The organism is Thermoflexus hugenholtzii, from assembly GCF_018771565.1.
GTDB lineage: Bacteria > Chloroflexota > Anaerolineae > Thermoflexales > Thermoflexaceae > Thermoflexus > Thermoflexus hugenholtzii_A.
On sequence record NZ_CP076326.1, the window covers coordinates 236,090 to 262,845 of the forward strand.

25 protein-coding genes are annotated in these 26,756 nt (G+C 68.6%); 15 read left to right on the forward strand and 10 right to left on the reverse strand.

What is annotated here, in order from left to right; genetic code table 11:
• Positions 1-60: 60 nt before the first annotated feature.
• The 6 genes from KNN16_RS01200 to KNN16_RS01225 form a co-directional block, all read right to left on the reverse strand.
• Positions 61-993: a DUF1385 domain-containing protein gene (locus tag KNN16_RS01200; RefSeq protein ID WP_303898170.1), complete on the reverse strand. Its 933-nt coding sequence runs from the start codon at positions 991-993 to the stop codon at positions 61-63.
• 9 nt (positions 994-1,002) lie between these two features.
• Positions 1,003-3,549, reverse strand: coding sequence for an SMC family ATPase (locus KNN16_RS01205; protein ID WP_303898171.1), 2,547 nt, complete (start codon positions 3,547-3,549; stop codon positions 1,003-1,005).
• Between the two features lie 666 nt (positions 3,550-4,215).
• Complete coding sequence (locus KNN16_RS01210) at positions 4,216-5,481, reverse strand: exonuclease SbcCD subunit D (protein ID WP_303898173.1); 1,266 nt, start codon at positions 5,479-5,481, stop codon at positions 4,216-4,218.
• A 91-nt stretch (positions 5,482-5,572) separates the two neighbouring features.
• Positions 5,573-6,283 carry a hypothetical protein gene (locus tag KNN16_RS01215; RefSeq protein WP_299286220.1) on the reverse strand — a complete coding sequence of 237 codons (711 nt, stop codon included), beginning with the start codon at positions 6,281-6,283 and terminating at the stop codon, positions 5,573-5,575.
• Complete coding sequence (locus KNN16_RS01220) at positions 6,280-6,507, reverse strand: zinc ribbon domain-containing protein (RefSeq protein WP_088570750.1); 228 nt, start codon at positions 6,505-6,507, stop codon at positions 6,280-6,282. The genes KNN16_RS01215 and KNN16_RS01220 overlap by 4 nt, the downstream gene beginning before the upstream one ends.
• Positions 6,508-6,522: 15 nt before the next feature.
• Complete coding sequence (locus tag KNN16_RS01225) at positions 6,523-7,752, reverse strand: pyridoxal phosphate-dependent aminotransferase family protein (protein WP_303898175.1); 1,230 nt, start codon at positions 7,750-7,752, stop codon at positions 6,523-6,525.
• 195 nt (positions 7,753-7,947) lie between these two features.
• Between KNN16_RS01225 and KNN16_RS01230 the strand changes: the two genes are divergently transcribed.
• The 5 genes from KNN16_RS01230 to KNN16_RS01250 are packed head-to-tail and all read left to right on the forward strand — an operon-like array spanning position 7,948 to position 9,984.
• On the forward strand, positions 7,948-8,355 hold the full coding sequence (locus KNN16_RS01230) for a DUF3054 domain-containing protein (RefSeq protein WP_299286212.1): 408 nt from the start codon (positions 7,948-7,950) through the stop codon (positions 8,353-8,355).
• Positions 8,352-8,612: a hypothetical protein gene (locus tag KNN16_RS01235; RefSeq protein WP_299286209.1), complete on the forward strand. Its 261-nt coding sequence runs from the start codon at positions 8,352-8,354 to the stop codon at positions 8,610-8,612. Before KNN16_RS01230 ends, KNN16_RS01235 begins: the two co-directional genes overlap by 4 nt.
• Before the next feature lie 7 nt (positions 8,613-8,619).
• Complete coding sequence (gene cas4 / locus KNN16_RS01240) at positions 8,620-9,126, forward strand: CRISPR-associated protein Cas4 (protein WP_303898178.1); 507 nt, start codon at positions 8,620-8,622, stop codon at positions 9,124-9,126.
• Positions 9,123-9,596, forward strand: a complete 474-nt coding sequence (locus KNN16_RS01245; RefSeq protein ID WP_303898179.1) for a nucleotidyltransferase domain-containing protein — start codon at positions 9,123-9,125, stop codon at positions 9,594-9,596. The genes cas4 and KNN16_RS01245 overlap by 4 nt, the downstream gene beginning before the upstream one ends.
• On the forward strand, positions 9,580-9,984 hold the full coding sequence (locus KNN16_RS01250) for a DUF86 domain-containing protein (RefSeq protein WP_303898180.1): 405 nt from the start codon (positions 9,580-9,582) through the stop codon (positions 9,982-9,984). Before KNN16_RS01245 ends, KNN16_RS01250 begins: the two co-directional genes overlap by 17 nt.
• Positions 9,985-10,264: 280 nt before the next feature.
• On the opposite strand, the gene KNN16_RS01255 is transcribed toward KNN16_RS01250, so the two are convergent.
• Complete coding sequence (locus tag KNN16_RS01255; protein ID WP_299286201.1) at positions 10,265-11,020, reverse strand: enoyl-CoA hydratase/isomerase family protein; 756 nt, start codon at positions 11,018-11,020, stop codon at positions 10,265-10,267.
• A gap of 141 nt (positions 11,021-11,161) precedes the next feature.
• On the opposite strand from KNN16_RS01255, the gene KNN16_RS01260 reads away from it, so the two are divergent.
• Genes KNN16_RS01260 through KNN16_RS01280 form a run of 5 tightly spaced genes read left to right on the forward strand, consistent with a single transcriptional unit; the run spans position 11,162 to position 16,666 of the window.
• The gene (locus KNN16_RS01260; RefSeq protein ID WP_299286195.1) at positions 11,162-12,265 is read left to right on the forward strand and encodes an aminopeptidase; all 1,104 of its coding nucleotides are present in this window, start codon (positions 11,162-11,164) and stop codon (positions 12,263-12,265) included.
• Between the two features lie 32 nt (positions 12,266-12,297).
• The gene (locus KNN16_RS01265; protein ID WP_303898181.1) at positions 12,298-12,918 is read left to right on the forward strand and encodes a DUF3109 family protein; all 621 of its coding nucleotides are present in this window, start codon (positions 12,298-12,300) and stop codon (positions 12,916-12,918) included.
• Entirely contained in the window at positions 12,881-13,957 is a 1,077-nt protein-coding gene (gene queA, locus KNN16_RS01270) for a tRNA preQ1(34) S-adenosylmethionine ribosyltransferase-isomerase QueA (protein ID WP_303898182.1), read from the forward strand. The genes KNN16_RS01265 and queA overlap by 38 nt, the downstream gene beginning before the upstream one ends.
• A gap of 11 nt (positions 13,958-13,968) precedes the next feature.
• Positions 13,969-14,655, forward strand: coding sequence for a DNA/RNA nuclease SfsA (gene sfsA / locus KNN16_RS01275; RefSeq protein ID WP_303898184.1), 687 nt, complete (start codon positions 13,969-13,971; stop codon positions 14,653-14,655).
• Between the two features lie 43 nt (positions 14,656-14,698).
• Positions 14,699-16,666 (forward strand): GNAT family N-acetyltransferase, encoded by a 1,968-nt coding sequence (locus KNN16_RS01280; protein ID WP_303898186.1) that lies wholly within the window; start codon positions 14,699-14,701, stop codon positions 16,664-16,666.
• A 361-nt stretch (positions 16,667-17,027) separates the two neighbouring features.
• On the opposite strand, the gene KNN16_RS01285 is transcribed toward KNN16_RS01280, so the two are convergent.
• Together KNN16_RS01285 and nrdR are read right to left on the reverse strand one after the other, a co-directional pair.
• On the reverse strand, positions 17,028-19,595 hold the full coding sequence (locus tag KNN16_RS01285) for an adenosylcobalamin-dependent ribonucleoside-diphosphate reductase (RefSeq protein WP_303898188.1): 2,568 nt from the start codon (positions 19,593-19,595) through the stop codon (positions 17,028-17,030).
• A 314-nt stretch (positions 19,596-19,909) separates the two neighbouring features.
• Positions 19,910-20,449, reverse strand: a complete 540-nt coding sequence (nrdR, locus tag KNN16_RS01290; RefSeq protein ID WP_303898189.1) for a transcriptional regulator NrdR — start codon at positions 20,447-20,449, stop codon at positions 19,910-19,912.
• A 512-nt stretch (positions 20,450-20,961) separates the two neighbouring features.
• On the opposite strand from nrdR, the gene rplS reads away from it, so the two are divergent.
• From rplS to KNN16_RS01315, 5 genes are all read left to right on the forward strand, one after another.
• Positions 20,962-21,381 carry a 50S ribosomal protein L19 gene (gene rplS, locus KNN16_RS01295; RefSeq protein ID WP_369685867.1) on the forward strand — a complete coding sequence of 140 codons (420 nt, stop codon included), beginning with the start codon at positions 20,962-20,964 and terminating at the stop codon, positions 21,379-21,381.
• A 208-nt stretch (positions 21,382-21,589) separates the two neighbouring features.
• Positions 21,590-23,119, forward strand: a complete 1,530-nt coding sequence (locus KNN16_RS01300; protein ID WP_299284593.1) for a YifB family Mg chelatase-like AAA ATPase — start codon at positions 21,590-21,592, stop codon at positions 23,117-23,119.
• Positions 23,120-23,158: 39 nt separating this feature from the next.
• On the forward strand, positions 23,159-23,935 hold the full coding sequence (locus KNN16_RS01305; protein WP_303898190.1) for a hypothetical protein: 777 nt from the start codon (positions 23,159-23,161) through the stop codon (positions 23,933-23,935).
• Positions 23,932-24,531 (forward strand): 5-formyltetrahydrofolate cyclo-ligase, encoded by a 600-nt coding sequence (locus KNN16_RS01310; protein WP_303898191.1) that lies wholly within the window; start codon positions 23,932-23,934, stop codon positions 24,529-24,531. The genes KNN16_RS01305 and KNN16_RS01310 overlap by 4 nt, the downstream gene beginning before the upstream one ends.
• A 13-nt stretch (positions 24,532-24,544) precedes the next feature.
• On the forward strand, positions 24,545-25,852 hold the full coding sequence (locus tag KNN16_RS01315; RefSeq protein ID WP_303898192.1) for a tripartite tricarboxylate transporter permease: 1,308 nt from the start codon (positions 24,545-24,547) through the stop codon (positions 25,850-25,852).
• A 55-nt stretch (positions 25,853-25,907) separates the two neighbouring features.
• Here the strand turns inward: KNN16_RS01315 and KNN16_RS01320 are convergent, their stop codons facing one another.
• Positions 25,908-26,504 (reverse strand): metalloregulator ArsR/SmtB family transcription factor, encoded by a 597-nt coding sequence (locus tag KNN16_RS01320; protein ID WP_299284605.1) that lies wholly within the window; start codon positions 26,502-26,504, stop codon positions 25,908-25,910.
• Between the last annotated feature and the right edge of the window lie 252 nt (positions 26,505-26,756).

Below are 26,756 nucleotides of genomic sequence, written 5' to 3' on the forward strand. Positions count from 1 at the left end.
GTGAGGGCCCACTGCGATGGGAAGGAACCCCGATTGTTTTGCGGAGATCCCCCTTGATGCTCACGGTCCGGAGGCTTCATCGCCAGCGGCAACCTCTGTTGAGGACTCCAAGGCCCGCGCGGCCTCGAGGGCGGCCAGGGCGACTTCCAGCATGGCGTCGTCAGGCTCCCGCGTGGTCAACCGCTGAAGCCACAGGTTCGGCGCGAAGAGCCAGGACACCGGTCGCAGATGATGGTAGCGGGCGCTCAGCCACAGCAGCTCATACGAAAGACCCGCCAGGGCCGGGAGCAGGGCCAGGCGGAGCAGCAAGCGTTCGAGGACCGTTGAGGCGGGGAGGAAAGCGAACAGGACCGCGGCGACCACGATCACCGTGAGGAGAAACGCGGTGCCGCAGCGAGGATGAGCGGTGGGGAAGGGGCGGGCCCCGGCCACCGTGAGGGGCGCCCCGGCTTCCAGGGCGTGCACCACTTTGTGCTCGGCGCCGTGGTAGGCGAAGACGCGGCGGACCTCGGGATGGCGCCCAACGGCGATCAGGTAGCCGATCACCAGCCCCAGGCGGAGGACCGCCTCCGCCGCCGTCCGGACCCCTGGGGAGGCTCCCGTGGCCTGTTGGATCCCCTCCGCCAGGGAAGCCGGCAGCAGCAGGAAGATCCCCAGGGCGAGGGCCAGGGAGAACGCCATCGTGAGCAGGGCGGCCGGGCTCCGCAGGCCCTCCCGGGTTTCGATCTCCCCGGCCGCCACCGTGGCGGAGAACCAGAGGGCTTCCATCCCCCAGCGCAGGGTCTCCCAGAGGACGAAGACGCCCCGGAGGAGGGGCCAGCGGCGCCAGCCCCGCCGGAGCGGCAGCCGGGTCGTCCAGCGGACGATCTGCCCATCGGGGGCGCGGACGGCCACGGCCAGCCCCGCCGGCCCCCGGATCATCACCCCTTCCAGGACGGCCTGGCCTCCATAGAGAGCGGTGACGCGCGGTGGAGCGGAAACGCGCTCCGACATCCCTGCGCCTCACATCACGATGTGCAGCCGGGAGCCCGCCGCTGTCTTGCGGACCTCAATGCGGACCGGGAAGGCGTCCTGGAACTCCTCCAGATGGGAGATCACCAGGATCGTGGCGAACTCGTCCTTGATGGCGTTCAGGGCTTCGATCAGCCGCTCCCGGCCGGCCTGGTCCTGGGAGCCGAACCCCTCATCCACCACCAGCAGCCGCAGGGGGGTTCCGGAGCGCCGGGCGAGGATCCGGGAGAGGGCCAGGCGGATGGCGAAGTCCACCCGGAACTTCTCCCCGCCGGAGAAGTTTTCGTAGGGCCGCTCCTCCCCCTCGTCGGAGATCAGGATGTCCAGGGTCTCCCGGACGTTGCCTTCTTTGGTCTCCCGCTGGGAGCGGAAACGCACGGTGAGGCGCCCATCGGTCAGGCGGTGGAGGATACGGTTGGCCTCTTCCTCGATCTCCGGGAGGATGGCTTCGATGATCATGGCCGGGACCCCGTTCCGGCTGAAGGCGAGCTGCAGATCCCGGTAGAGACCCTTCTCCTCCTCCAGGCGGAGGATCTCCTCCTGCAGGCTTTGCCATTCCTGCTCCAGCTGATCGAGGATCTTCAGCCTCTGTTCGGCGGCGATCAGGCGATCCCGCGCTTCCCGCTCCGCCCGCCGGGCTTCCTCCAGCCGTCGCTGGGCTTCGGGCAAGGCCTTCAGGCGCTCCGCCAGCGCCTGCCCGGCCTGTTCCAGCTCCCCGATGGATCGGAGGATGCGCTCCCGGCGTTCGAGGCTGTCGTGATACAGGCTCTCCAGCCGGCGGAGGGCTTCCTCCTCCTGGGGGACGCGCTGCTCGGCCTCCTGAAGGCGTGGCCAGTCCTGAGCCTCCTCCTCCAGCGCCCGGATCCGCTGGATCAGGGCGTGGTGGGCCTCGACGTCGTAGCCCAGGTCCCGAAGCGCCTCGTCGATGCGGCGCAGTTCGGCCTGCTCCTCGGGGACGATGAGGTCCTCCTGGAGCCGTCGTTCCACTTCCCGAAGCGCCGTCTCCAGGTCCGCGAGCCGTTCCTTTTCCCGCAGGATGTCCGCCCGCTCCCCCTCGATCTGCTCCAGGCGGGAATGGAATCGGGCGAGGGCGCTCAGGGCCTGCCGGCGCTCCTCCAGGCGGGCGGCGGCCTCGGCTTGTTCCTGCTCCAGCGCCTGGAGACGGTTCTGGTTCTCCCGGTAGCGGTCGGCCCGGCGGCGTCCTTCTTCCTCCCACTCCCGGCGCAGGCGCTCTCGTTCCGCATCGGGAAGGGGGCGACGGCATGTGGGGCATTCCGCGCCGATTTGCGCGATGGCCTGGATGCGCGCTTTGAGATCCCTCATCTCTTCATGGAGGCGGCGGTTCTCGCTCTGGCGTTCGACCCGCTCGGCCTGCAGCGTCTGAAGCCGTTCCTCGAGGGCCCGGATCTCCTGCTCCAGCGCAGGCTGCCGGCTCAGGCGCTCCCGGAGGTCGGCGGCCTCGCGCTCCAGGTCCGGCAGGCGGCTCGCGCGATCCCGGGCGGCTTCGATCTCCCGCTGCAGCCGCTGGCGTTCCCCCTCCAGCTGCGCCCGGGCGACGGCGATCTGCTTCTCCAGCTCGGCGCGACGCTCTCGAAGGGCGAGCGCGGTCCGGGAGGCCTCGTCCATGCGGGCGAGCTCCTCCCGGGCGCGCTGGAGCGCGGCCCAGGCGGCCTCGATGGCCGCCCGTCGTTCGAGCAACGCGCGCCACCGGCGCAGGGATTCCTCTTGCTGGCGGATCTGTTCCTCCAGGCGAGCCAGGCTGTTTTCCACCTCCTGGCGCTGGGCCTGCAGCTCGCGGAGCCGCCCCTGGACCTCCCGGGCCCGCTCCTCATCCCGGCGCAGCTCCTCCCAGGCCTTCTCCGCCTTCTCCCGCTCTTCCTGCCGGGCCAGGTGCTCGGCTGAGGCCTTCCGGAGATCGGCTTCCCGCTGGGGGCGCTGGGCCAGCTCCTTCTCGCATTCCTGGATCCGCCAGCGCAGGGTCTCCAGCTCCTGGTCGATGCGCCGGATCTTCTCCTTCGCCCGCTCCTCCAGCTCCGTCCATCGTCTGAGCTGGAGGATCTCCGCCAGGACGTCCTTGCGCTCCGCAGGGGTTTTGGTGGTGAACTCGTCGGCGCGCCCCTGACGGATGAAGGCGGAGTTCACGAAGGTTTCGAAGTCGATCCCGAGGGTCTGGGAGATAAGCCGCTCGGTCTCCCGGAGGCCGGAGCCGGTGAGGGAGCGACGGCGGGGCGCCAGCATCTGGAAGTCCAGGGTGCTGCCTTTCCCCCGGCGGCGGGTGCGGGTCACCTGATAGAGGGCCTCCCCCAGGCGGAAGGTGAGGCTCACCCGGGCCTCTTTTTCTCCCCGATGCACCAGCAGATCCTGATCCCGGTCCAGACGGGAGGTCTTCCCCCACAGGGCCCATGTGATGGCATCCAGGAGGCTGCTCTTGCCGGCCCCGTTGGGCCCCACCAGCGCGGCCATGCGCAGGCCGTTGAAATCCAGGACCCCTTCCCGATAGCTCAGGAAGTTCTTTAACTCCAGCCGGACCAGCTCCATCGCGCTTTACCTCCGGTAGGACGGCGGAGACCTTCCACGAATCCCTATCTCCGTCCTCATCCGATTGCGATCGGCCTCTAAGACGCTGGGCGCCGGACGTCGCCTTCGCCGGCACAGGCTTTCGCGCCGATTGAAATCGGCCTCTCCGGGCGCTGCGCGCCGGGCGTCGGCCTCCGCCGACGCCTTTTTCCTTCGGTCGGCGCAGGCCGACCGTCGGCCGCAGGCCTCCCAAGGTCGAATTCATTCGACGTGCGCTGCGCCAGGCGTCGGCCTTCGCCGACGCAAAGAACACCCTTGTGGTCGGCGCAGGCCGACCGTCGGCCAAAGGCCTCTGGCGCCGATTGAAATCGGCCTCCTCAGGCGCTGGCGCGCCGAGCGTCGGCCTCCGCCGACGCAAAAGGATCTTCTCCCGGTCGGCGCAGGCCGACTGTTGGCCGCAGGCCTCCCAAGGTCGAATTCCTTCGACGTGCGCTGCGCCAAGCGTCGGCCTTCGCCGACGCAAAGAACACCCTTGTGGTCGGCGCAGGCCGACCGTCGGCCGCAGGCCTCCCAGGGTGTGTCCCAAAATCGTAGGACAACTGCTCGCAGTTGTCCTACAAAGGGGCCAGCCCGACAAAATTGGGACACACCCACCTCCCAGGGTCGAATTCATTCGACGTGCGAAGCTCACGGCTCTTCCTCACGCATCAGCTGCTCCGCCAGGCGGAGCAATCGCTCCCGTCGCCTGGGATCCGGCGGGGGATCCCGGGAGTCCAGGTAGCGGGCCAGCAGATCCAGGGGGGTCAGATGTTCCATCTCCGTCAGGCTGATGCGGGAGCGGACGCTTTCCTCCCGTTCGATGTGAAGGCTTGAGACGGAGAACGCGCCGGCCTTCTCCAGCTCCTCCCGGATCCGGGCCTCCCGCAGACGCTCCGCCTGCTCCGGCCGGATGCGCACCCGGGCCCGCACCACCGCTTCCCGGATCCGATCGGCCTGGCGGCGGATCTCGGCGATGGCGGTCATCTCCGGGTCGGCGGCCTGGCGGAGGTCCAGGGAGAGGGTGAAGAAACGCCGGGCGGGGAGCTCGACGAAGCGCCACCGGGCATCCCCCCGGCGAACCTCCACCCAGCAAAAGCCCTTCGGTTCACCTTCCTCGCTGAAGTCCACCCGCTCCACGCTCCCGCTGTAGACGATCGGTGGAGCCCCATCGCCCACGGCCTGATGCTTATGGATGTGGCCCAGGGCCACGTAATCGATGGCCGGATGGCGGAACATGGAGGGAGGCAGGACCACGTCGTAGCCGATCATCACCTGGCGCTCGGAGCCGTAGGTCGCCCCTTCGATGGAGAAATGCCCGGCCACGATGGTCGGCAAAGCGGGATCGATCTTCGTCTCCAGGAGATGTTGGAGCACCGCGTGAAGCGTCTCCCGGAGTTGATGATCCAGCTCCTCCGGGGGGAGGTTTCTCCAGGCCTCGTCTTTCAGGAGGCGGCTGCGCACCGGGAAGGGCATGGCGATCACCTGGAGAGGGCCGCGGCGCGTGTCGATGCGATGCACATCCTCCCGGCGCCCCACGATGAGGCCTTCGCCGCCCCGGAGCAGCGGCCGGAACTCCCCGAAGACGTCCAGGGGGGTGGCCCGCTTCTCCATCCCGGGCAGGTCGTGGTTGCCCACCAGCAGGAACACCGGGAGGCCGGCCTCCAGCAGGCGCCGGAGGCGGGCGGCAAACTCCCGCAGATAGGTCGGGGAGGGATCCCGGTTTTTAAAGGCATCGCCGCAGAACAGGACCAGGTCCGCCTCGTGCTGGATGGCATAGTCCACGATGCGATCGAAGGCATGCAGGAAGTCCACCACCCGCCGGTTCAGGCCGGTCTGGGGGTCGATCTGGCCGTGGGCCTCCATGCCGATATGCAGATCGGCGAAATGAAGGACGCGAATGGGCTCGGGTGCCATAAGTGGTCCCGGAGAGCGGGAAGTTCACGGAAATTTTAACCGAAGTCACCGCTCCTCGCTTCCCGCTAAGAAGAGGAGGGGAGAGCGGCCCTCAGGGGGCGCGGGGCCGACGGGCCAGCCGGCGCCAGGCCCAGCGCAGGAGCCGGATCCCGCCCCAGGCCCCGAACAGGAGGAAAGTCCATTGGACTCCCCGGAGGAACGCACCGATGAGATCCCCGATCCCCAGGGAATCCCCTCGGGTTCGTCCGACCCCCGGGATCGGGGTAGGAGTAGGGCCGGGCGTAGGGGTGGGGGGCAGTTCGATGCGAACCGTCGGGGTGAGAACCGGGGTGCCGGTGGGCTCGGGCTCGAAGGTCGGCGCGATCTCCTCCGTGGGCGTGGGGGCGGGCATGGCGTTCGCCACCCGGTATCCGGAGAACAGGAAATCCTGGTGGCCCCCTCCTTGATCCCAGATGCGGATCAGGATCACGTAATCCCCATCCGGGAAGAGCGTGGTGTTCCAGGTGGCCAGGACCATCGGCACCTCCGCACGGACCGGCCGTCCCTGGACCAGCCAGCGCCACTCTTTGCTGAAATCGTAGGCGTCGAGGATGGCCACGTCGTATTTGGCGAAGTTGGGATGGGTGGCGATGCCCACGATGTCGACGGTGCCCCGCACCGGCTGATCCCGGGGAGGCGAGATCACCTGGGCGTTGCCCTGGGCCCAGGCGATGGCCGAGATCCGTCCCACCGCTCCCACCCCGAGGAGCAGGAGCAGAAGCCGGAGGAAGGCGCGAGGTCGGGGATCGAGACCGGACCTCATCGATGGCATCCGCATGCGGCGCAGGAGTGAGCGGAGCACCCGGCGCACCCGGCCGGGCCGGTCACGATCCTTCCGTCGCTGACCGCGGCGAACAGGGAGATCAGGCGCCCGGTGCGCAGGCTGCCACACTGAGCGCAGGGGGCGGGGTCGTCGGCGTGGGCCATCCCCCGCAGCAGCTCGAACTTCGTCCCGCAATCCTGGCAGAGGTATTCATACAGCGGCATCCTCGCGTTCCTCCCTCAGGGATGGGCGGAAGGCGCGGGTTCCTCGGCATGGGCGGCCGAGGGGTTGATGAGGCCCAGCATCCGCCCCACCCGCTCGAAGATCTCCAGGCCGCGCTCCAGCTGCTCGTCGGTGTGGGTGGCCATATACGAGGTGCGCAGGAGCTGCTTGCCGGGGGGGACGGCGGGGCCGACCACGCAGTTGACGTAGACTCCGTTCTCGAAGAGCGCCTTCCAGGCCAGGGCGGTCTTGATGTCGTCGCCGATGATGATGGGCACGATGGGGGTCTGGCTGGGCCCGATGTCGAAGCCCAGGCGGCGGAGCTCGTAGCGCATGCGGGCGCCGATCTCGTTCACCCGCCGGACCCGCTCGGGCTCCTCCAGCATGATCTCCAGGGCGGCCAGCACCGCGGCCACGTTGGGGGCGGGCAGGCTGGCGCTGAAGATCAGGGAGCGGGCGTGGTGCTGGATGTAGTGGATCACCGCCTCGTCCCCGGCGATGAACCCGCCGATGGAGGCGAAGGACTTGCTGAAGGTGCCCATGATGAGATCCACCTGATCCGTGAGCCCGAAGTGGGCGGCGGTCCCGCGCCCGTTGGGGCCGAGGACCCCCAGGGAGTGGGCGTCGTCGACCATCAGGCGTGCGCCGTGTTTGCGGCAGATCTCCACCAGCTGGGGCAGCGGGGCGATGTCCCCGCCCATGGAATACACCCCATCCACCACCACCAGCTTGCCCGCCTCGGGAGGGAGAGAAGCCAGCAGGCGCTCCAGGGCGGCCATGTCGTTGTGGGAGAAGCGCTTGGTCACCCCCATCGACATCCGGGCGCCGTCCACGATGCTGGCGTGATCCTCTTTATCCAGGATCACGTAATCCCCCCGCCCGACGAGGGCGGAGATGGTCCCCAGGTTGGTCTGATAGCCCGTGGAGAACACCAGGGCCGCTTCCTTGCCGACGAAGGCGGCCAGGCGCTCCTCCAGCTCCCGATGCAGGCGCAGGGTGCCGTTCAGGAAGCGGGAGCCGGTGCACGAGGTGCCATAGCGCTTGAGGGCCTCGATGGCCGCCTCTTTCACCTTGGGATGGGTGGTCAGACCCAGGTAGTTGTTGGAGCCGAACATCAGGATGCGGCGCCCCTGGTAGATGACCTCGGTGCCCTCGTTTTCCTCCAGGGGGATGAAATAGGGATAGAAGCCGGCGGCCATCGCTTCTTTCGCGGTGGTGAAGCTGTAGCACTTCGCGAAGATATCCATCGCCCCCTCCATCGGATTTCGAATGCGGAAAGGCAACATCGCGCCGGGCGGGTCTTCGGAGGGTGCCCCATGCTCACCCCTTCAATTGTAGAAGGAACGGCCGGCCCGTCAACCCTCCCCCGCTCGGCTTGCCCCACGTTACAATGGAAGCAAGTAAGGAAAGCGATGGACAGGCTGGAGCTCCGGGAGGAACCCATGACGCGCTGGGGTGGAGTGGCGCTGGGAGGGGATCTTCTCCTCTTCCTGATCTTCGCGGCGATGGGGCGGGCCAGCCACGGTCTGCTGCTGGAAGGGCCCCCGCTCTGGGGAGTGGTCCGAGCGGCCATCCCCTTCGCCCTCGCCTGGCTGATGCTGATCCCTCTGTTCGGCGGACATCGCCCGGATCCCTCGGCGACATTCGCCCGGGTGGGGGTTCGGACCGGGCTGGCCTGGCTGGGGGCATGGGCGTTGGGGCTGGCTCTGCGGAGCCTCCTCCTTGGGCGGCCGGCCCCGCTCGCCTTCGCCCTGATCACTCTGATCGGCAACGGCGCGTTGTTGCTCGCCTGGCGGTTGTTGCTGCACGCCGCGCTTCGACGCCGGGCGGCCCCGGAGGCCCTGCGATGAGCGAACCGGAAGCCCTCACGCGCATCCGGGAGGTCAAGCGACGGCGGGAGGCGGAGCTGCTGCGCAAGGCCAACGTGGTGGCCGTGGGCATCGGCTATCGGCAGCGGGGCGGCCGGCCGACCGGCGAGCTCTGCCTGGTCGTCTCCGTTCGCCGCAAGGTCCCGCTGGAGGAGCTGGCCCCTGAGGACCGCATCCCGCCGGAGATCGACGGGGTTCCGGTGGATGTTCAGGAGGTCGGGGCGTTGCGGGCGTTTTGATCCGGCGATGACGCTGACGGGTCTTCTGTTGCTGGTCCTGGCGGTGTTCCTCGGCGGGATCGGATGGCTCCTCCGGCGGATGGCGGGCCTGCCCGGCGGGGCCGTGGTCGCCGAGGACCTCGGCGGACGTCCCGCCCCGGTGCTGCGGGCGCCCCGTTACGGTTTGAGCGGGCGGCCCGACGTGTTGATCCGCCGCCCGGAGGGACTGATCCCGGTGGAGGTGAAATCGGGGTCCGCGCCGGCGCGGCCTTACGATTCCCACCGCCTGCAGCTGGCGGCCTATTGCCTGCTGGTGGAGGAAGCCCTGGGGGAGCGCCCGCCCTACGGGCTGATCTGCTACCGGGATCGGACCTTCCGGGTGGATTACACGGAGGCGTTGCGGGAGGAGCTGCTCGGTGTCCTGGAGGCCATGCGGCGGGATCTGGCCTGGGGGGAGGCGCATCGCTCCCACGCCATCCCGGCCCGTTGCCGGGCCTGCGGGTTCCGATCGATCTGTGAGGAGGCGCTGGAATGAGCCGCTCGCACGAGGGGGCGCTGGAGGCTCGCCTGGAGCGGGCGAAGGAGATCCTCTCCGCCCATGGGGTGGAGTTCGCTTTGCTCTTCGGCTCCTTTGCCCGGGGCACGGCGAGGCCGTGGAGCGATCTGGATGTGGCCGTGTATATTTCCGAGGACGTCCATGCTCATATGTCGGCGCTCGATTTGGGACGGCTCGCCGCGGAGCTGGAGATCGCCCTGGGCCGGAGTGTGGATCTTCTGGTTCTGAACACGGCCCTGGAGCGTCATCCCGCCCTCACGCATCGGGTGCTCGCGGAGGGCCGCCTGTTTTTCTGCAAAGACCGCGACCGGTTTGTGACCTTCCGGGCGCGGGCGATCCAGCGCTATCTGGATACGGCCTTCCTGCGCGCCATGGTTCAGCAAGCGTTTGAGGAACGTCTGCGAACTGGCCGTCTCGCCCAGGAGCCGCCCCATGAACCCCGGGAATGAGCGCCTGCTCCGTCTGGAAACGAACGTCCGCGAGCTTCGACGTTTCCGCCAGCGATACACCCTGGAGGAGATCCGGCAGGAGCCTCACCTCGAGTGGTCGTTGCGCTACGGCTTATTGGAGGCGATTCAAATTGTAATCGATATTTCTTGTCATATCGTGAGCCGTTACAATCTTGGAGTGCCTGATTCATATGCGGCATGCATGGATCTTCTTCGCCGAAACGGGTTCATTGACGAGCAAACCTACAGGGTTTTGCTCGGAATGGTGGGTTTAAGGAACATACTAGTTCATGAATATGCCGAAGTCAATATAGATTATTTGTATTCTCTCCTCGACCGGACGGATGATTTTGTGCGATTTATTCAACAAATTCGTCCTTATATTTGAGAATGCGATGCTGTCTCGAAGATGGAAGTTCGGGGCTAAAGCTCCTCCGACAGAAACCATCTTTTTGTAGGAGCGGCTTTCACTGCAACCCTTGCGTCATCGAGGACGGAGAGTTCGGGGCTGAAGCCCCTCCTACAGAAAGCGTCTTTTTGTAGGAGCGGCTTCAGCCGCGACCTTTGCGTCATCGAAAATCGGAGGTTCGGAGTGATCGGGGCGGCTTTCGCTGCGACCCTTGTGTTATCGAGGGCGGAGAGTTCGGGGCTGAAGCCCCTCCTAAAACCTATATGCTTCGCCGGTTCAGGAAACGCGCTTTGGCGGCCCAGTGGGCGGGGGCGGCCCAGAGGCGGGCGAAGCGCTCTCGCTCCGCCGCCAGGGCGGCCTCGTAGGGCATTTCCTCCCCCTCCCGCAGCAGGGCCTTGACCGCCCGCACGGCCTCCGCGTCCCATTGGAGGATCTCCTCGGCCAGCGCCCGGGCGACCGCGAGGGCCTGGCCTGCCGGAGCGATCCGTTCCACCAGGCCCAGCTGCAGCGCCTCTGAAGCCCCGATGCGTCGGGCGGTCAGGAGCAACTCCATGGCGCGGCCGAGCCCCACCCGCCGCCGCAGCCGCTGCCCGCCGCCCCATCCGGGTGGGAGGGCCCATGTGATCTGCACGAAGGCCAGGTCCGCGTCCTCCGCCATCACCCGCAGATCGCAGGCCAGGGCCACCTCCGCCCCGCCGCCCCGGGCGGGGCCGTTGATGGCCGCGATGCTGATCCAGGGCGCCGTCTCCATCCGGCGCAGCGCCTCTCCCATCAACGCCGAGAGCCGCTGGCCGTCCGCCTCGGTGCGGTAGCCGCTCAGCTCATACAGATCCGCCCCCGAAAGGAACGCCCCCTCCGCGCCGGTGAGGATCACTACCCGCAGCGTCGGATCCGCGCAGGCCTCCTCCACCGCCCGGGCGAAGGCCTCCATCGTGGCCCAATCCATCGCGTTGCGCCGATGGGGCCGATCCACCGTCCAGAGGGCCAGGCCGCCCTCGCGGGTGATCCGCAACATCCCCGACCTCCTCTCCCGCATACGTTCGGGGACCATGATAGCCTGGACCATCCGCCGGAGGGCAGATCCGATGTCTCCGGAAGACGGGCGCAAGATATAATCACGGAGGATGGATCCATCCTCTTCGCCGTGAGGTGTCCGATGAGCGATCCGCGTCTGGAGAAGTGGGCCCGGGTGCTGGTGGACTACGCCACGGCGGTGAAGCCGGGGGACAAGGTGGCCCTCCGGGGCACCCCGGCCGCCGCTCCCTTGCTCCTCACCCTCTACCGGCAGGTCCTGGAGCGAGGGGCCTATCCCCACCTGCTGGTCTCCCTCCCGGGGGCGGCCGAGATCTTCTACCGGGTGGCGGAGGATCATCAGCTCACCTTTGTCTCCCCCATCGACCGGCTGGTGATCGAGACCTTCGACGTCCTGATCAGCGTGCTCAGCGAGACCAACACCCGCTCCCTGAGCACGGTGGATCCGGCCCGTCAGGCGAAGGCCTCCGCGGCCCGTCGGGATCTCACTCGCACCTATATGGAGCGGGCCGCCCGGGGGGAGCTGCGCTGGGTCCTCACCCTCTACCCCACGGAGGCCTACGCGCAGGAGGCGGAGATGAGCCTCCAGGAGTTCGAGGACTTCGTCTACGAGGCAGGCTGGCTCAACGACGAAGATCCCGTCGCCCGCTGGCAGGAGCAGGCGGCCTTCCAGGCACGCCTGGTGGAATGGCTGAAGGGCCGCCGACGGGTCCACATCCGCGGCCCGAACGCGGACCTGGTGCTGGGGATCGAGGGGCGAACTTTCATCAGCGCCGACGGCCGCCACAACTTCCCCGACGGCGAGATCTTCACCGGCCCCGAGGAGACCGTCACCGAGGGCTGGGTCCGCTTCACCTACCCCGCCCTCTACGGCGGCCGGGAGGTCGACGGCGTGGAGCTGGTCTTCGAGGGCGGGCGGGTGGTGAAGGCCACGGCCAAAAAGAACGAGGCCTTCCTCCACCGCATGCTGGAGACCGACGAGGGCGCCCGGCGGCTGGGGGAGCTGGGCATCGGCACGAATTTCGCCATCCGCCGCTTCACCCGCAACATCCTCTTCGACGAGAAGCTCGGCGGCACCTTCCACCTCGCCCTGGGCGCCGCCTATCCCGAGACCGGAGGGACCAACCAGTCCGCCATCCACTGGGACCTGATCTGTGATCTGAAAGAAGGAGAGATCGTGGTGGATGGCGAGGTCCTCTATCGGGATGGGAAGTTCCTGATCGGGTAGCCTCCTGCTTCCGGTGGGAGGGGATGGCCGGGATGACCATCGAGATCCGCGGGATTCGGGTGGACCCCCGCTTGCTGGAGCCCCGGCCGGTGCAGCGGTGCGGCCCCGCCTACTGCCGGGGGCGCTGTTGCGCCTATGGGGTGTGGGTGCGGGTGGAGCAGCGGGATGAGATCCTCCGCCACGCCGAGCTCGTCCAGCGGGTCCTGCCGCCGGACCGCCGGGACCCGAGCCGCTGGTTCGATCCGGAGCCCGAATGGGACGACACGCCGCCTGCGGGCTACTGGGTCGGGACCACGGTCATCGAGAACCCCAACCATCCGGTCGGTCAGTCGTGCATCTTCCTGCTGGACGACGGCCGCTGCAGCCTGCAGGTGGCGGCCGTGGAGGCCGGCATGCATCCTTGGGCCCTCAAACCCTTCCACTGCGCCCTCTACCCCCTCACCTTGTGGGAGGGTCAGCTGATCCTGGATGACGAGAACGAGCTCTACGCGGAGGCCTCCTGCCAGCAGCCCGCCGAGACGGCCCGTCCGCTGTTTATGGTCTTCGATCAGGAGGTGAAGTGGGTGCTGGGGGAGGAGGGCTTTCAAACCCTTCTGGAGCTGTATCGCGCTCGCTATGGAGCCGAAGGATCTCCTGAGCCTGGAAGCGTATGACTACGAGCTGCCGCCCGACCGCATCGCCCAGGAGCCCGTCGAGCCCCGGGACGCCTCGCGGCTGATGGTGGTGGACCGGGCGACCGGGAGGATCGAGCACCGGATCTTCCGCGAGATCGTAGCGTATCTGCGGCCGGGGGATCTGCTGGTGTTCAATGACACCCGGGTGATCCCGGCCCGCCTGTTCGCGATGAAGCCTACCGGCGGTCGGGTGGAGCTCCTGCTGGTGCGGCGGGTGGCGGCGGATCGCTGGTGGGCGATGGTGCGGGGTCGGGGCGTCCGCCCGGGCCTGCGGTTGCAGCTGCTCTCCGGCAACCAGTCCATCGATCTCCACGCCGAGGTGGAGGCTGAGGGCGAAGGGCCGCTCCGCCTGCTCCGCTTCTCCGTCCCTCCGGAGAGCTGGCTGGAGCGGCTGGGCGCGATCCCTCTCCCCCCCTATATCCGGAAGCCCCTCCACGACCCGGAGCGTTATCAGACCGTCTACGCTCGGGTGCCGGGCTCCGTGGCCGCCCCGACGGCCGGGCTACACTTCACCTCCGAGCTGCTGGCCCGCTTGCGGGAGCACGGCGTCCGCTTCGCCTTCGTCACCCTCCACATCAGTCTGGATACCTTCCGCCCCATCGAGACCCCGGATGTCCGGGAGCACAAGCTGCACCGGGAGTGGTGCATCCTGTCCCCGGAGACGGCGGAGCAGATCAACCGGACCCGACTGGAGGGCGGGCGCATCGTGGCGGTGGGCACCACTGTGGTGCGGGTCCTGGAGACCGCCGCCCGTTACGGCCTGGGTTGCTCCCCGGAGGACGTCTGCCCCTGGCGGACGGTGGGGCCTTTCGAGGGGGAGACCGATCTTTACATTTATCCCGGGTTCACCTTCCGCGCCGTCGATGCCCTCATCACCAACTTCCATCTCCCTCGCTCCACGCTGCTCCTGCTGGTGGCGGCCTTCATGGGCTATGATCTCATGCGCCGGGCTTACCAGACGGCCATCGCCGAAGGCTATCGGTTCTATTCCTTCGGCGACGCCATGCTGATCCTGTGAGCGTTGCCGCCATGCGCTGGCCGCCCCTGATCCCGGCGGTGTTCCTGCGGCGTCTGAATCGCTTTGCGGTGGAGGTGCGCCTCGGCCGGCGCCGGACACGGGCCCATCTGCCCAACTCCGGCCGCCTGCACGAGCTGCTCATCCCGGGATATCCGATGTGGCTGGCCCGCCGGGAGGGCCCGCGGCGCACCCGCTACGATGTCCAGCTCGTGGCCCTCCCGGACGGCACCCTGGTCTCCGCGGACGCCCGGGTTCCCAACGTCCTGTTCCGGGAGGCCTGGGCGGAGGGGCGGCTGGCGCCTTTCCGCGGCTACATCCGTCTGATCCCCGAGCCCCCTCTGGGGGAAGGTCGGGTGGACTTCCGCCTGGAGGGTCCGGAGGGCCTGGCTTATGTGGAGGTGAAAAGCGTCACTCTGGTCGAGGGAGGGGATGGCCTCTTCCCGGATGCCCCCACGGAGCGGGGGCGGCGCCATCTCTCCGCCCTTCAGGCAGCCCGCGCGGCGGGCGCCCAGGCCTTCATCGTCTTCATTGTGCAGCGGCCGGACGCCCGGGCCTTCCGCCCCCACGACGCGGCGGACCCCGCCTTCGGGCGCATGTTGCGGGCGGCCGTGGCCGGAGGGGTGCAGGCCCTGGCTTACCGATGCGTGGTCTCCATGGAGGAGATCCGGCTGGCCGAGGCCATCCCGGTGATCCTGTGAGGAAGGCGGGTCGATCAGGGAATCCGTCCGGAGGTCTGATTCCGTGTCGACGGAGCGCGCGCATCCATCCGGCGTCCCGGATCCTGCGGGGAAGCCCTATCGGGTTCGGGGCGTCTGGCTCGATCGCTTCCGATACCGCTGGTTCGGCATGCTGGAGGTGGAGGGAGAGGACGGGCGGCTTCGTCTGCCGATGACCGGGACCATCGCCCAGTGGTTCCGCCCGGGGGAGGAGGTGTGGGTGGCCCTGGGCGCAGGGGCGGATCCCCAGGCCCTGACCTTCGATGCCTACGCCCTGTGGCGTGCGGTCGACGGGGAGTGGATCCCGGTCTGGCCCATGTATCAGGCTTCCTTCGTCCTGGAGCGCTCCTCCCCGCTTTCAACGGCGCCTCTGTATCGCTACGCCGTGCGGGCCCGGGAGGCCGGCCTGGAGTCGGACTTCGAAGCCATCGTCGATCTGGAGCAGCATCACTACGCCTCTGAGGCCGAGATCCTGGCCCGCTGGTGGTGCCCGGAGGATCGGACCTGGGCGGAGGCCAATGCCCGGCCCCAGTGCCCCCACTGCCGTCGTCCCATGCGCTTCGGCGACCTCAAGGACGCCACCCGGGCCTCCCGCTTTCTGGTGTTGACCCTGGAGGAGCGCATGCCCTATGAGCCCCTTTACATCGGATACGTGCGGATCGATCCGCCGATCCCCCTGATGCACCGCCGCCTGCCCGATGGCTCCGTCCAGCCCCATTTTCGGCAGGCCATCTTCCCCGCCGAATGGTTCGAGCCTCCCTTCTGGCCGGAGCGCTATGAAGAGGAGCTGCAGCGGGAGCGGCCGGAGCTCACCCCCTTCGACCTGTGGTGGGAATCCCAGGAGATCGCCCTGCGGGTCTGCGACACGCGGGTGGCCCGTCTGGCACGGGTGGTGGTCCATCCGGATTACCGGGCGGATGGGTTGGGGCAGCTGGCCTTGCGAGCCGCCATCGCCTGGATCCGGGAGCGGCGGATCCCGGAGATGCGTCGTCCCAAGGTGCTTCTGGAGACCATCGCCCAGATGGCCCGCTACAACCCGTTTATGGAGCGGGCGGGCTTCCGCTATCTCGGCGACACCGCCTCCGGGCGGCCGGTGCTGGTCTACCCGCTAACGGAGGAGGCGCAGCCTTACCTGGAGCGGTTCTATGAAACCGACCCGGTCGCCCGGGCCCATCGCGGGCGGCTCTACCGTCCGGCCTTCCGGCCGGTGGAGCCGCTGGCCGGCCCTATTCGCCTGCGGCATGTGACCTATCGCTATGAAAGCCTTCTGCGCCTGGCCGGGGTGGCGCGCCCGGTGCAGGAGGTGCTGGAGGCCTTTGGCGTTCAGGAGCGGGCGATCCAGAAGATCGTGCTGAAGGATGTATCCCTGATCATCCACCCCCGACAGGTGGTGGCATTGATCGGCGCGTCCGGGGCGGGGAAGACCACCCTGCTGCGCCTGCTGCTGGGGGCGGCGGCCCGGCGGGGGGAGGCCCCGTTGCCCCGTGGGGCGATCCGGGCCCTGTATGCCCTGCAGGCGGGGAGCATCGAGGTGCCGGAGAACATCCGGGCGGCGGCGTATCTGCCGGGCGAGGTGGAGCCGGAGTTCGGGGAGGAGACGCTGCTGGAAGCCCTGTATCGGCTGACAGGGGATGAGGTGCTGGCCATCGAGGTCCTGAACGTGGCGGGGATCGCCGACGCGGTGCTCTACCGGGCGCGCTTCTCCGAGCTCTCCACCGGGCAGAAGGAGCGGGCGCGGATCGCCTACCTGCTGGCGGCGCGGCCGAACCTGCTGCTCATCGACGAGTTCGCCGCCCATCTGGATCCAGCGATGGCGCTGCGGGTGGCCCGCAAGGTGGCGGCCCTGTGCCGCGCCCACGGCATCACCCTGATCGCCGCCACCCACCGCCCGGAGGTCCTCCAGGGCCTGGAGCCCGACCTCACCGTCCTCATCGGCTATGGCCTCTTTCGGGTCCTCCCGCGCTCCGGAGAACCGGAGGCGCCGGCCGGGTGAGGGGATCCCGGCGTTTCGTTCATCAAATCGAAGCGCTTACAATGGATCTCAGGAGTTAGATCATGCGCGGGCGAAGAGACCGTTGGGTTCTACTGGGGATAGTGGATGCGTATCTGGAGCAGGCGGCGGCCTTCCCACTGGGGATCGGCGTTCTGTCCCTGTGGCGCAGCTTACGGTCTCGCTCCTGAGGGTGGGAGTTGATGGATGAAACGGGGGGCAGCCGCACAGCGATAGGGGATTCCCGCCAGCCACCCCCCGCGATCCGATGGCGGATCCTTGCCGGGTGCGGAGCGCGAGAGGCGCTCTCATGCAGGCTGCTGAGCGCAACCCCCTCGCGCTCCGGGGCCTCCTGAGTGCCGCGCTAACACTCGCTGTAGCCACAGTTGTAGCAGGTCCGGCATCCCTCCTGTTCCAGCAGGGTGGCCTCCCCGCACTGGGGGCAGATGTCCCCCACCGGCCCCATGGCCCTCGGCTCCTCCCGGCCGGGGTGGGGTTCCGATAACGGGAGGGCGGGCTGGACCGCAGGGGCGGGGGCGGCGGGGAGCTCCAGGCCCCGCTCGGCCAGATACTCCGCCAGCACCCGGGCGATGCCGTCGGGGAGGCTGCGCACCCGCTCCGGTCCGAAGCCCAGGGCGCGCCCCCCGCCGATGCCCTGGAGCTGATCCACCACCTGGCGCAGCCGCTCGGCCGGGGGCACGGGCGAAGGCAGCCGCAGCAGCAGGGAGATCAGCCGCCCGATGGCCTCCGCCACCGCCGCGATATCCGAGCCGGCCTTCCCCACGTTCAGGAACACCTCGAAGGGCTGGCCCTCCCCGTTCTCGTTCAGGGTGATGAAGGCCGTCCCCACCGGCGTGGCGATGCGATAGGTCACGCCCGCAAGCTTCTGGGGCCGGGGGCGCACCGTCGGGCCAACCGGTTGCGGCAGCGTCGGCTGAGCGGGAACCATGGCGGCCTCCTTCTGCTCCTTCCTGGCCTTGGTCTCCAGGGTCTCCAGGACCTCTTTCTGGCGGGAGCCGGCGACGTATACGGTAAGCCCTTTGCATCCCAGCTTCCAGGCTAAAAGATAGGCTTTTTCAACATCTTCTACGGTTGCTGTTTCAGGGAAATTGATCGTCTTTGATATACTATTATCAATAAACGCCTGAATACTGGCCTGCATCCACACGTGTTCTTCGGGGGTGAGGTCCTGGGCGACCACGAAGGTGTGGCGGATCCAGTCTGGGAGCTCCTGGATGTGCTGGCAGGTGCCTTTGCGCAGGACCTCCTCGATGATCCGGGCGCGGGTCTCCTCGTCGAGGCCGGCCTCTTTGAGGGCGCGCATGAAGAGGGGGCTGACGTAGCGCAGCTCCAGGCGCCCTTCGGCCTCGTGGACGTAACGGATGTAGGCCAGGGCGAAGACCGGCTCGCACCCATAGCCCTCGCAGCCGGCGACGGTGGAGAGGGTGCCGGTCGGCGCGACGGTTGTTTGAGCAGCGTTGCGGATGCCGTGACGGCGAATCCCCTCCACGATGGCGTTCCAGTCCAGCGGCGGTCGGCCCCAGTCGCGGGTGTAGGGTTTGAGGGGCTTCGGGGGCTCCCACTTCAGGTCCTCGGGATCATAGATGCTGCCCCGGATGGCCGGGAAGGGCCCCCGCTCCCGGGCCAGCTCGATGCTGGTCCGCATCGCGTGATAGCGGATGAACTCGGCGATCTGGGCGGCGAACTCCTGGCCCTCCTCGGAGCCGTAGCGGATCCGCAGGTGATACATCAGATCCGCCAGCCCCATGAAGCCCAGGCCGATGCGGCGGGTCTTGAAGGCGGCCTCCTTCAGCTGAGGGACGGCGGGCACATACTGGTTGACCTGGACCACGTTGTCCAGGAAGCGGGTGGCCCATTCCACCGTCTCCCGCAGCTTCTCCCAGTCCACCTCCGCCTTGCCGTTCACGTATTTCACGTGGCGGGCCAGGTTCACCGAGCCCAGACAGCAGTTCTCATAAGGCCCCAGCCACTGTTCACCGCAGGGGTTTGTTGCTTCCAACGTATACAGATGGGGCACCGGGTTCGAGCGGTTGGCGGTGTCCAGGAAGAGGACGCCGGGCTCGCCGTTGTGATGGGCCTGGGTCGCGATCTTGCGGAAGAGGTCCCGGGCCCGCACGCGCTTGTAGACCCGAATGGGGATGCCCGCCCGCTCGGCGTCCTCCAGGGTCCCCCGGAAGTTGCGATACGCGGGGTGCAGCACATCCGGGAAGCGCAGCTCCCACTCCTCGTCGTTCTCCACCGCCCGCATGAAGGCGTCGGTGATGCCCACCGAGATGTTGAAGTTGGTGATGGCGTTCTCGTCCGTCTTGCAGGTGATGAACTCCTCGATGTCCGGGTGGTCCACCCGCAGCACCGCCATGTTGGCGCCCCTGCGGCTTCCGCCCTGCGCGATCTCCCCGAAGGCGCGATCGTAGACCCGCAGGAAGCCCACCGGGCCGGTGGCGCGGCCCATGGAGGAGAAGACGATGGCGTTCTTGGGACGCAGACGGGAGAAGGAGAAGCCGTTGCCGCCGCCGGTCTGCTGGATCAGCGCCGCATCCCGCAGCGTCTGGAAGATCCCCCCCGGGATCTTCCCCATGTCGTCTTCAAGGGGGAGGACAAAACATGCAGCCAGCTGCCCTAGAGGGGTGCCGGCGCCGGTGAAGGTGGGGGAGTTGGGGAGGAAGCGGAGGGAGGTGAGCAGTTGATAGAACCGCTCCTCCCACAGGGCCGGATCGCCGCCGAGCTCCTTCTCGGCCTCGGCGATGGCCCGGGCCACCCGGCGGAACATCTGGGGGATCGTCTCGACGGGACGGCCGTCCGGCCCCTTGCGCAGATACCGCCGCTCCAGAACGATGCGGCCGTTCTCCGTTAAGGGGATCTCCTCCTCCGGGTTGGCCTCATCCACTCGGATCTCCCAGCGCGTCGTCATGGCCGCCTCCTTCCAGTGGGATGGATTCGAAGCGCCCCACGGATCATGCGTGTAGCGCCATCCAGGGGATCCCGTCCCTCGTCCGCCCTGAGCGCCGAACCCGCGCGTCCCAGCGGGAATCGAAATGCGCTTCTCCCTGCATGACGGTTAACCCCCCACCTCCCGTCCCGCCCCCTGCCGGAACATGGGGAACGCCATATATGGCGGTGGCTATGTGTTTGAATCCCATATATGGTGGATCCCGGAGCACGGCGGGATCCCGGGTGTGGCTTCCGTTCGGTTGGGATGTGGCAGGGCCCGAGGGGTGGGCGCGTTCAGGCCGGGCCGACCGAGGAGGGGGCCCCTTCCCGGGCTCGGGCCTCCAGAAGGCTATCGATCTCCCGTCGGATGCTCTCCAGGTCGCTCAGGCCGAGATAGACGATGGCGTAGCGGATGTATGCGATCTCGTCCAGCTCCTTCAGCCCCGCGATCACCATGTCGCCGATCTGCCGGCTGGGGATCTCCGGCTTGCCCATGGCCTGGATGCGAGCCTCGATGCGCTCCACCAGCCGCTCCAGGGCCTCCGCCGGGATGGGCCGCTTGGCGCAGGCGATCTGGATCCCCCGCAACAGCTTCTCCCGATCGAAAGGCTCCCGCCGCCCATCCCGCTTGATGACCATGGGCGCCAGATGGATCGGACGCTCGATGGTGGTGAACCGGCGCAGACACCGGGGGCACTCCCGACGGCGCCGCACCGCCCGCCGCTCCGCCTCCGGCGTGGTGTCGATCACCCGCGTCTCCTCGCTCCCACAGAAGGGACAGCGCACGTCGGGAACCCCCAGATCTTGGGTGAGAGGGCCGGAGCCCCGCCACATCTTCCGGACTCAAGCGGGCTTCCATCATAGCATAGCCGGGGCGGCCTGTCAAGGGGGATGGGCTGCGCCGGGGGCGCGTTCCCGGCCGGCCCTTTCCCCGACATCCGATCCCGGGGGATGGGAGGAGGATCCCCCTCCCGGGGATGTGCATCGGAGGATCGGGGGATGCCGGGGAGGGGCTGAGATCTCGGCGTGGTCCACCGTTCGTTGCGGGGCTTATCGGTTCTTCCGGATGCAGGATAGATTGGGGCGGGGTCGGAGGTGGACCGGTCAGGTCGTTCTCGTTGCGCGCTGGGGGCAATATTGTCAGGATCATACAGGACGGCTATAATGTCCCTCTGCGTGCGGATCGCGGCGAAGATCGGCCATCGGCACGCTTGCGAACCCCGTGGCCACCTGGGGACGGAGATCCGGAAGAGGCCAGCGGGGCGATCGGGACGGGGTCCTCCAGGATCCTGATCGTCGCCATCATGAAGCCATTCGGGGCAAATCTCGGTGGAGAGGGAATCGGGATGAGCGATCTGATTCTTCAACAGCTGGAGCGGGAATGGATCGCCGGGCGGCCGGTCCCCGAGCTCCGGCCGGGCGATGTGGTGCGGGTGCACTGGCGGGTGCGCGAGGGCGATAAGGAGCGGGTGCAGGTCTTCCAGGGGACAGTCATCCGCATCCGGGGCAGCGGCACTGGCCGCACCTTCACCGTCCGTCGCATCGCCGCCCACGGTATCGGGGTGGAGCGCACCTTCCCCCTGTATTCCCCGCGCATCGACCACATCGAGGTCGTGCGCCACTCCCGGGTCCGCCGCGCCCGGCTGTATTATCTCCGGGAGCGGTTCGGCAAGGCGGCCCGCCTGAAGGAGCGCCTGATCGCCGCCCCCGAGGCTGCGGAACTCCCCTCCGAAGCGCCCGAGGCCTCTGAGGAAGCTGGCGCGTAGCCCCTCCTCTCAACCGACATCTTGCGATCGAGCGCATGCCGCCGGGGCGGATGGGCAGAGAAGCTTCCATCCGCCCTTTTCGGCGTCTTTTTCCTGAGAGGGACGGAGAGCCGCCCGGACCACCGGCTATCATTTAATTGGGAGCGCGTGTTCGGGAGAGGCCATCGGACGGCCTCCCGCTCCAGGGATTCCGCGCGAAGGAGCCGGGATGCTCGCCCGCCTGTGGAGCTGCGCCCTGATCGGGCTGAAAGGGGAGCCTGTGGCGGTGGAGGTGGATGTCAGCCGCGGGCAGCCAGGGTTCACCATCGTCGGGTTGCCGGACGCGGCGGTTCAGGAGGCACGGGAACGGGTGCGCTCGGCGATCCGCTACGCCGGTCTCTCTTTCCCGCTGGCCCGCATTGTGGTCAACCTGGCCCCGGCCGATCTGCGTAAAGAAGGCCCCTCCTACGATCTCCCCATCGCCCTGGGGGTGCTGATCGCCTCCGAGCAGCTCCCCCTGAACGCCGTGGAAGAGGCCATGGTGGTGGGGGAGCTGGGGCTGGACGGGTCGGTGCGCCACGTGCCGGGGACCCTGGTGATGGCCGCCCTGGCCCGGGAGATGGGCATCCGCCGCCTCTTCGTCCCCGCCGCAGACGCCCCGGAGGCCGCCCTGGTGCCGGAGATCGAGATCTACCCCGTGGCCTCCTTGCGGGAGCTGGTGGATCACCTGCTCGGGCAGCGTCCCATCCCTCCCCAGCCGCCCACGCCGCTGGATCGCTGGATCGACACGCCTCCCGCGGTGGACTTCGCGGACATCAAGGGCCAGGAGCACGCAAAGCGGGCCCTGGAGGTGGCGGCGGCCGGCAACCACAACGTGCTGATGATCGGCCCGCCCGGGACCGGGAAGACGCTGCTGGCCCGCGCCCTCCCCGGGATCCTCCCCCGTCTCTCCCTGGAGGAGGCGCTGGAGGTGACCCGCATCTACAGCGTGGCGGACCTCCTCTCCTCGGAGTTCCCTCTGATCCGCCAGCGCCCCTTCCGGGCGCCCCACCACACCATCAGTCACGCCGGCCTGGTGGGCGGGGGTCGCTTCCCCCGCCCGGGGGAGATCTCCCTGGCCCACCGGGGGGTGCTCTTCCTGGATGAGCTGCCGGAGTTCGACCTGCGCGCCCTGGAGGTGCTGCGTCAGCCCATGGAGGACAAGCGGGTGGTGATCAGCCGGGCCGCCGGGACCCTGGAGTTCCCGGCGGCGTTCATGCTGGTGGCGGCGATGAATCCCTGCCCCTGCGGCTACTACGGCGATCCCATCAAGCCCTGCACCTGCTCCCCGGCCATGGTCGCCCGTTATCAGAAACGCCTCAGCGGGCCGCTGCTGGATCGCATCGATATCCAGATTGAGGTCCCCCGCGTGGAGTATGAGAAGCTGTCCGACGACCGGCGGGGGGAGCCTTCGGCCCGGATCCGGGAGCGGGTGGAGCGCGCCCGGGCCCTCCAGCGCCTGCGTTTCCACGGGACCGGAGTCACGTGCAACGCTGAGATGGGACCCGGGCATATCCGCGCGTATTGCCCGATGGAGCCCCAGGCCCAGGCCCTGCTGCGGGCCGCGATGCATCAGCTGCATCTCTCCGCCCGGGCTTATCATCGGGTTCTGAAGGTGGCTCGCACCATCGCGGACCTGGAGGGCTCGGAGGTCCTGCAAGCCCATCATATCGCCGAGGCTCTGCAGTATCGGCCCCGCTGGCCGATGGCCGGCGCTTGAGCCCATCGGATCGCCGCGCTGGAGAGCGGGAGGATGGCGATGACGATCCCCGGACGCCCGGATTTCTGGGGGAAGCTCCGGAACGCCCAGCGGCAGCGGCGGACCCGTCTGGGCCTGACCCTGGCGGTGTGGCGGGATCGGATGCCGGCGCCGATGTTGCCGGTGGATGATCCGGTCTTCCCCTTCGCCCGCACCATCCTGGAGGAGGTCGGGGCGTGGATCTGCGCCTGCGCCGTCCCGCTGATCCCCTTCCTGGCCGAGGGCGCGGCCGGGATGGTGGCGATGGAGCGTCTGATCCGCTATCTCCCCGACGATCTGCCCATCCTGCTGGACGCCCGGTGGCGGGATCCGGCTTCGGCGGGCGCGTATCTCCGGGCCGCCTTTGAGGTGTGGGGAGCGGACGCGGTGACGGTGGCTCCCGAGCTCCCGGCGGAGGCAGTCCCCCATGGGGCTGCCAACGGGGCGATCTTCTGGTGGGCTCGGGAGGCGCCGGAGGCCGGGATCGCTGGCCGTCACGCCCGGGCCGCCCGCGCCCGCGGCCTGCCGGCGGGCCTCGCATGCAGCGCCCCGCTCTCCGTCCCCGAGGACCTCCAATGGGTCGCCCTGGAGGTCCAGGATCCCGCGGACCTTTCCAGGATGGCCGGAGGGCCGCCGCCGGCGGTGGTGTTCGTAGGGGAGCCGATCCTCTACGCCTCCCGACGCATGGATTTCCGGGAGGCCGCCCGCCGGGCTGCGGAGCACTGGGCGCAGCAGCTGGCCGCCTGGCCTCCGGTGGATGCGCCGGACCCGGAGGGCAAGGAGTATATCTCTGGATGAATGAGCAGGATGAGTTCCCATCCCTGGAGTCGGTTCGCGGGGTGAAGCGGGCCCTGCGCGCCCGATGGCTCGCCGAGCGGGAGGCGTTGCCTCCGGAGATCGTCGCCGCCGCCAGCGCGGCGGTCCGCGCGCACCTGGAGGCATGGCCTCCCTTTGCGCAGGCCCATACGGTGCTGACGTATATGGCCTTCCGGAACGAGATCGATCTGACACCGCTGCTCGACCGCCACCCCACGAAGCGATGGGTCCTCCCCCGGATCGCCCCTTCCCGGGAGCTCTCGCTCCATCGGTATCAGCCCGGCGCCCTGGAGCGCCATCCCTATGGCATGCTGGAGCCGACGCCGGAGTGCCCCGAGGTGGCCCCGGAGGAGATCGAGCTGGCCCTCATCCCGGGGGTGGCCTTCGATCGCCGGGGCTTCCGGCTGGGATATGGCGGCGGGTATTTCGACCGCCTCCTCCCGCGCCTTCGAGGGATCACCGTGGGGGTCACCTACGCCCGCTTTCTGGTCGACGCGCTCCCTCACACCGCCCGGGACAGCCGGGTGCAGTGGATCCTGACGGAGGCGGGCTGGCTCCGGGCGGAGGATGGATCGTGAGGGAGGGAGCCGGATGTCCGTGGAGTTGCTGCTCGGGGTAGGGGTGGGGCTGGCGCTGAGCGGCGTGAGCGCCATCGTCCCCGGCTTGCATCCTTATAACCTGGTGGCGGCCCTCCTGTTCAGCCTTCCTGAGCGAAAAGGGATCCTTCCCGCCGACGGCGGGCTGGGGCTGGGGATCGGAGTGGCGGTGGGTTACGCCTTCTTCCATCTGGCCCCGGCGGTGTTCTACCAAACCCCGGATGAAGGGGCCCTGGGGCTGATGCTGCCGGCCCAGAAGGCCCTCCGGGAGGGATGGGGACAGGAGGCGGTGCGATGGGCCGGATGGGGAGCGTGGGGGGCTGTGATGCTCCTGTTGCTCTCCGCGCCCTTCTGGCCCCGGGGATGGGCGGCGCTGCGGGCGGTGCTGGCGCCGCACGTGGGCTGGATCCTGCTGGCCCTCAGCGCCTTCCTGTTGCTTTCGGAGTGGCCGTGGGGCGCCGAGCGGCTGCCCACGCCGGCCCGGCGTCTGATGACGGTCTGGATGCGGCTCGGCGCCGGGGTGGTCACCTTCGCCCTCTCCGGAGCGCTGGGCTTTCTCCTGCTCGCCCGGAACCCTCTCATCGGTCCCCTGGCGCGTCAGCCGTTGATCCCCGCCTTCCTGGGGCTGTTCGCGGTTCCCAGCCTGTTGCAGGCGATGAGGGGCGGTCGGCCCGCTCCATCCCGTCCCTCAGGGGAGACGCTTCCGTTCGGGATCTGGGCGCGGGGGGTGGGGGCCGGGTTGCTGGGAGGGGTGTTCTCGGTGCTTTTCCCGGGGGTGACGGCGGGGATCGGGGGGCTGCTGGCGGGTCACGCCACGGCCCAGCGGGATGATCGCGCCTTCCTGGTCGCCCAGGGGGCGGCCCGGGCTTTCTACAGCGTCGGCGTCTTCTGGCTGCTTCTCCTGCCGGACTCCCCCGCGGCGCGGGGCGGGCTGGGGACGATGCTGGCTCCCTGGGCGGGGCCGGCGACGCCGGACCGTTATCGCGCGGCGGTCCTGGCCACCGCTCTGGCGGCGGCGCTGGCTTTCCTGCTGATGGAGCCGCTCACACAGGGGATGAGCCGCTGGGCGGCCTCCCGGGCGTGGCGGTGGGTTTATGCAGCGGCGCTGGCCCTGATCGTCCTCAGCGTCGCAGGGTTAGGGGGGATCCCGGGGCTTGCGGTCCTGCTCGCGGCCTCCGGCATCGGCCTGCTTCCCTCCCTCACCGGCAGCCGTCGTCTGAACACCCTGGGTGTGATCCTGGTGCCCCTCACCCTGCGCCGCCTGGGGCTGGAGGATGCAGTGTGGCACATACTGAGCCTGTAACCCGGTCCGGGCCTTTCGCACCGGGGCTCCTGAGAGGGTCGTTCGGCCCGAGGGATCAGGCCGCTTCGGAGCGGATGCGGTAACGGCAGGCCGGATCCCCGTGAATGATGCAGGAGACCCGCTCCGTCGGCGCCCCGAGCAGCTCCTCCATCAGGGCGGCGTCCAGGGCGCAAAGCCCCTCCTGTTCCCGGGCGACCTCCAGGTAGGGGCAGTTGCGGATCTCCAGCCACGCCGGGCCGTTGGTCGCGGGCTCGATCCGGGCCAGGTAGCCTTTCGAGTTGAGGAAGGAGACGACGGCGGCGAGCCGGGCCGGACCGGCCAGCCCCTGGAGGGCGGCCTCCTCACTGATGCGTCGGGCGATCTGACGGATCTCCGCCGCCGAGAGGGCGACCGGGAGGAGATGGCGGACGAGCCCTTCGTAGTTCCGTGGGAAGAGACGGTTGGCGGCCTCGGTGAGGGTGAAGACCAGACGAGGACGCCCGCGGCCGTTGCGGTGGGTGCGGACCTCCCGGATCAGGCCCTCGGCGCGCAGGACGCGGAGGTGATGCCGGACGGTGACGGCGCGGAGGCCCAGCCGTGTGGCCAGCTCGACAGCGGTGGCTTCTCCTCGTTCCCGCAGGATCTGAAGGATACGAGACCTCGTGGCCTGCATCGGCCACCTCCGGAGTCAGGGAGGCCTGTGCCTCCCCTAAGATCTCCGCCATCGCCGTCCATCCCCGCTGGCCCCTCTATCCCCAGCATAACCGATCCTGGGAAAAATGTCAATGGAGCTGACCCAATCATGGGCCGCTGGTTGTCCACGGGGGCTGGGAAGGCGGTCATCGTCTCTCAAAAACGCTTCCCGGCTCTGAATTTATGGGTTTCCCATTGACGGAGCGACCGGGGCTGGCTACAATCTATCTGT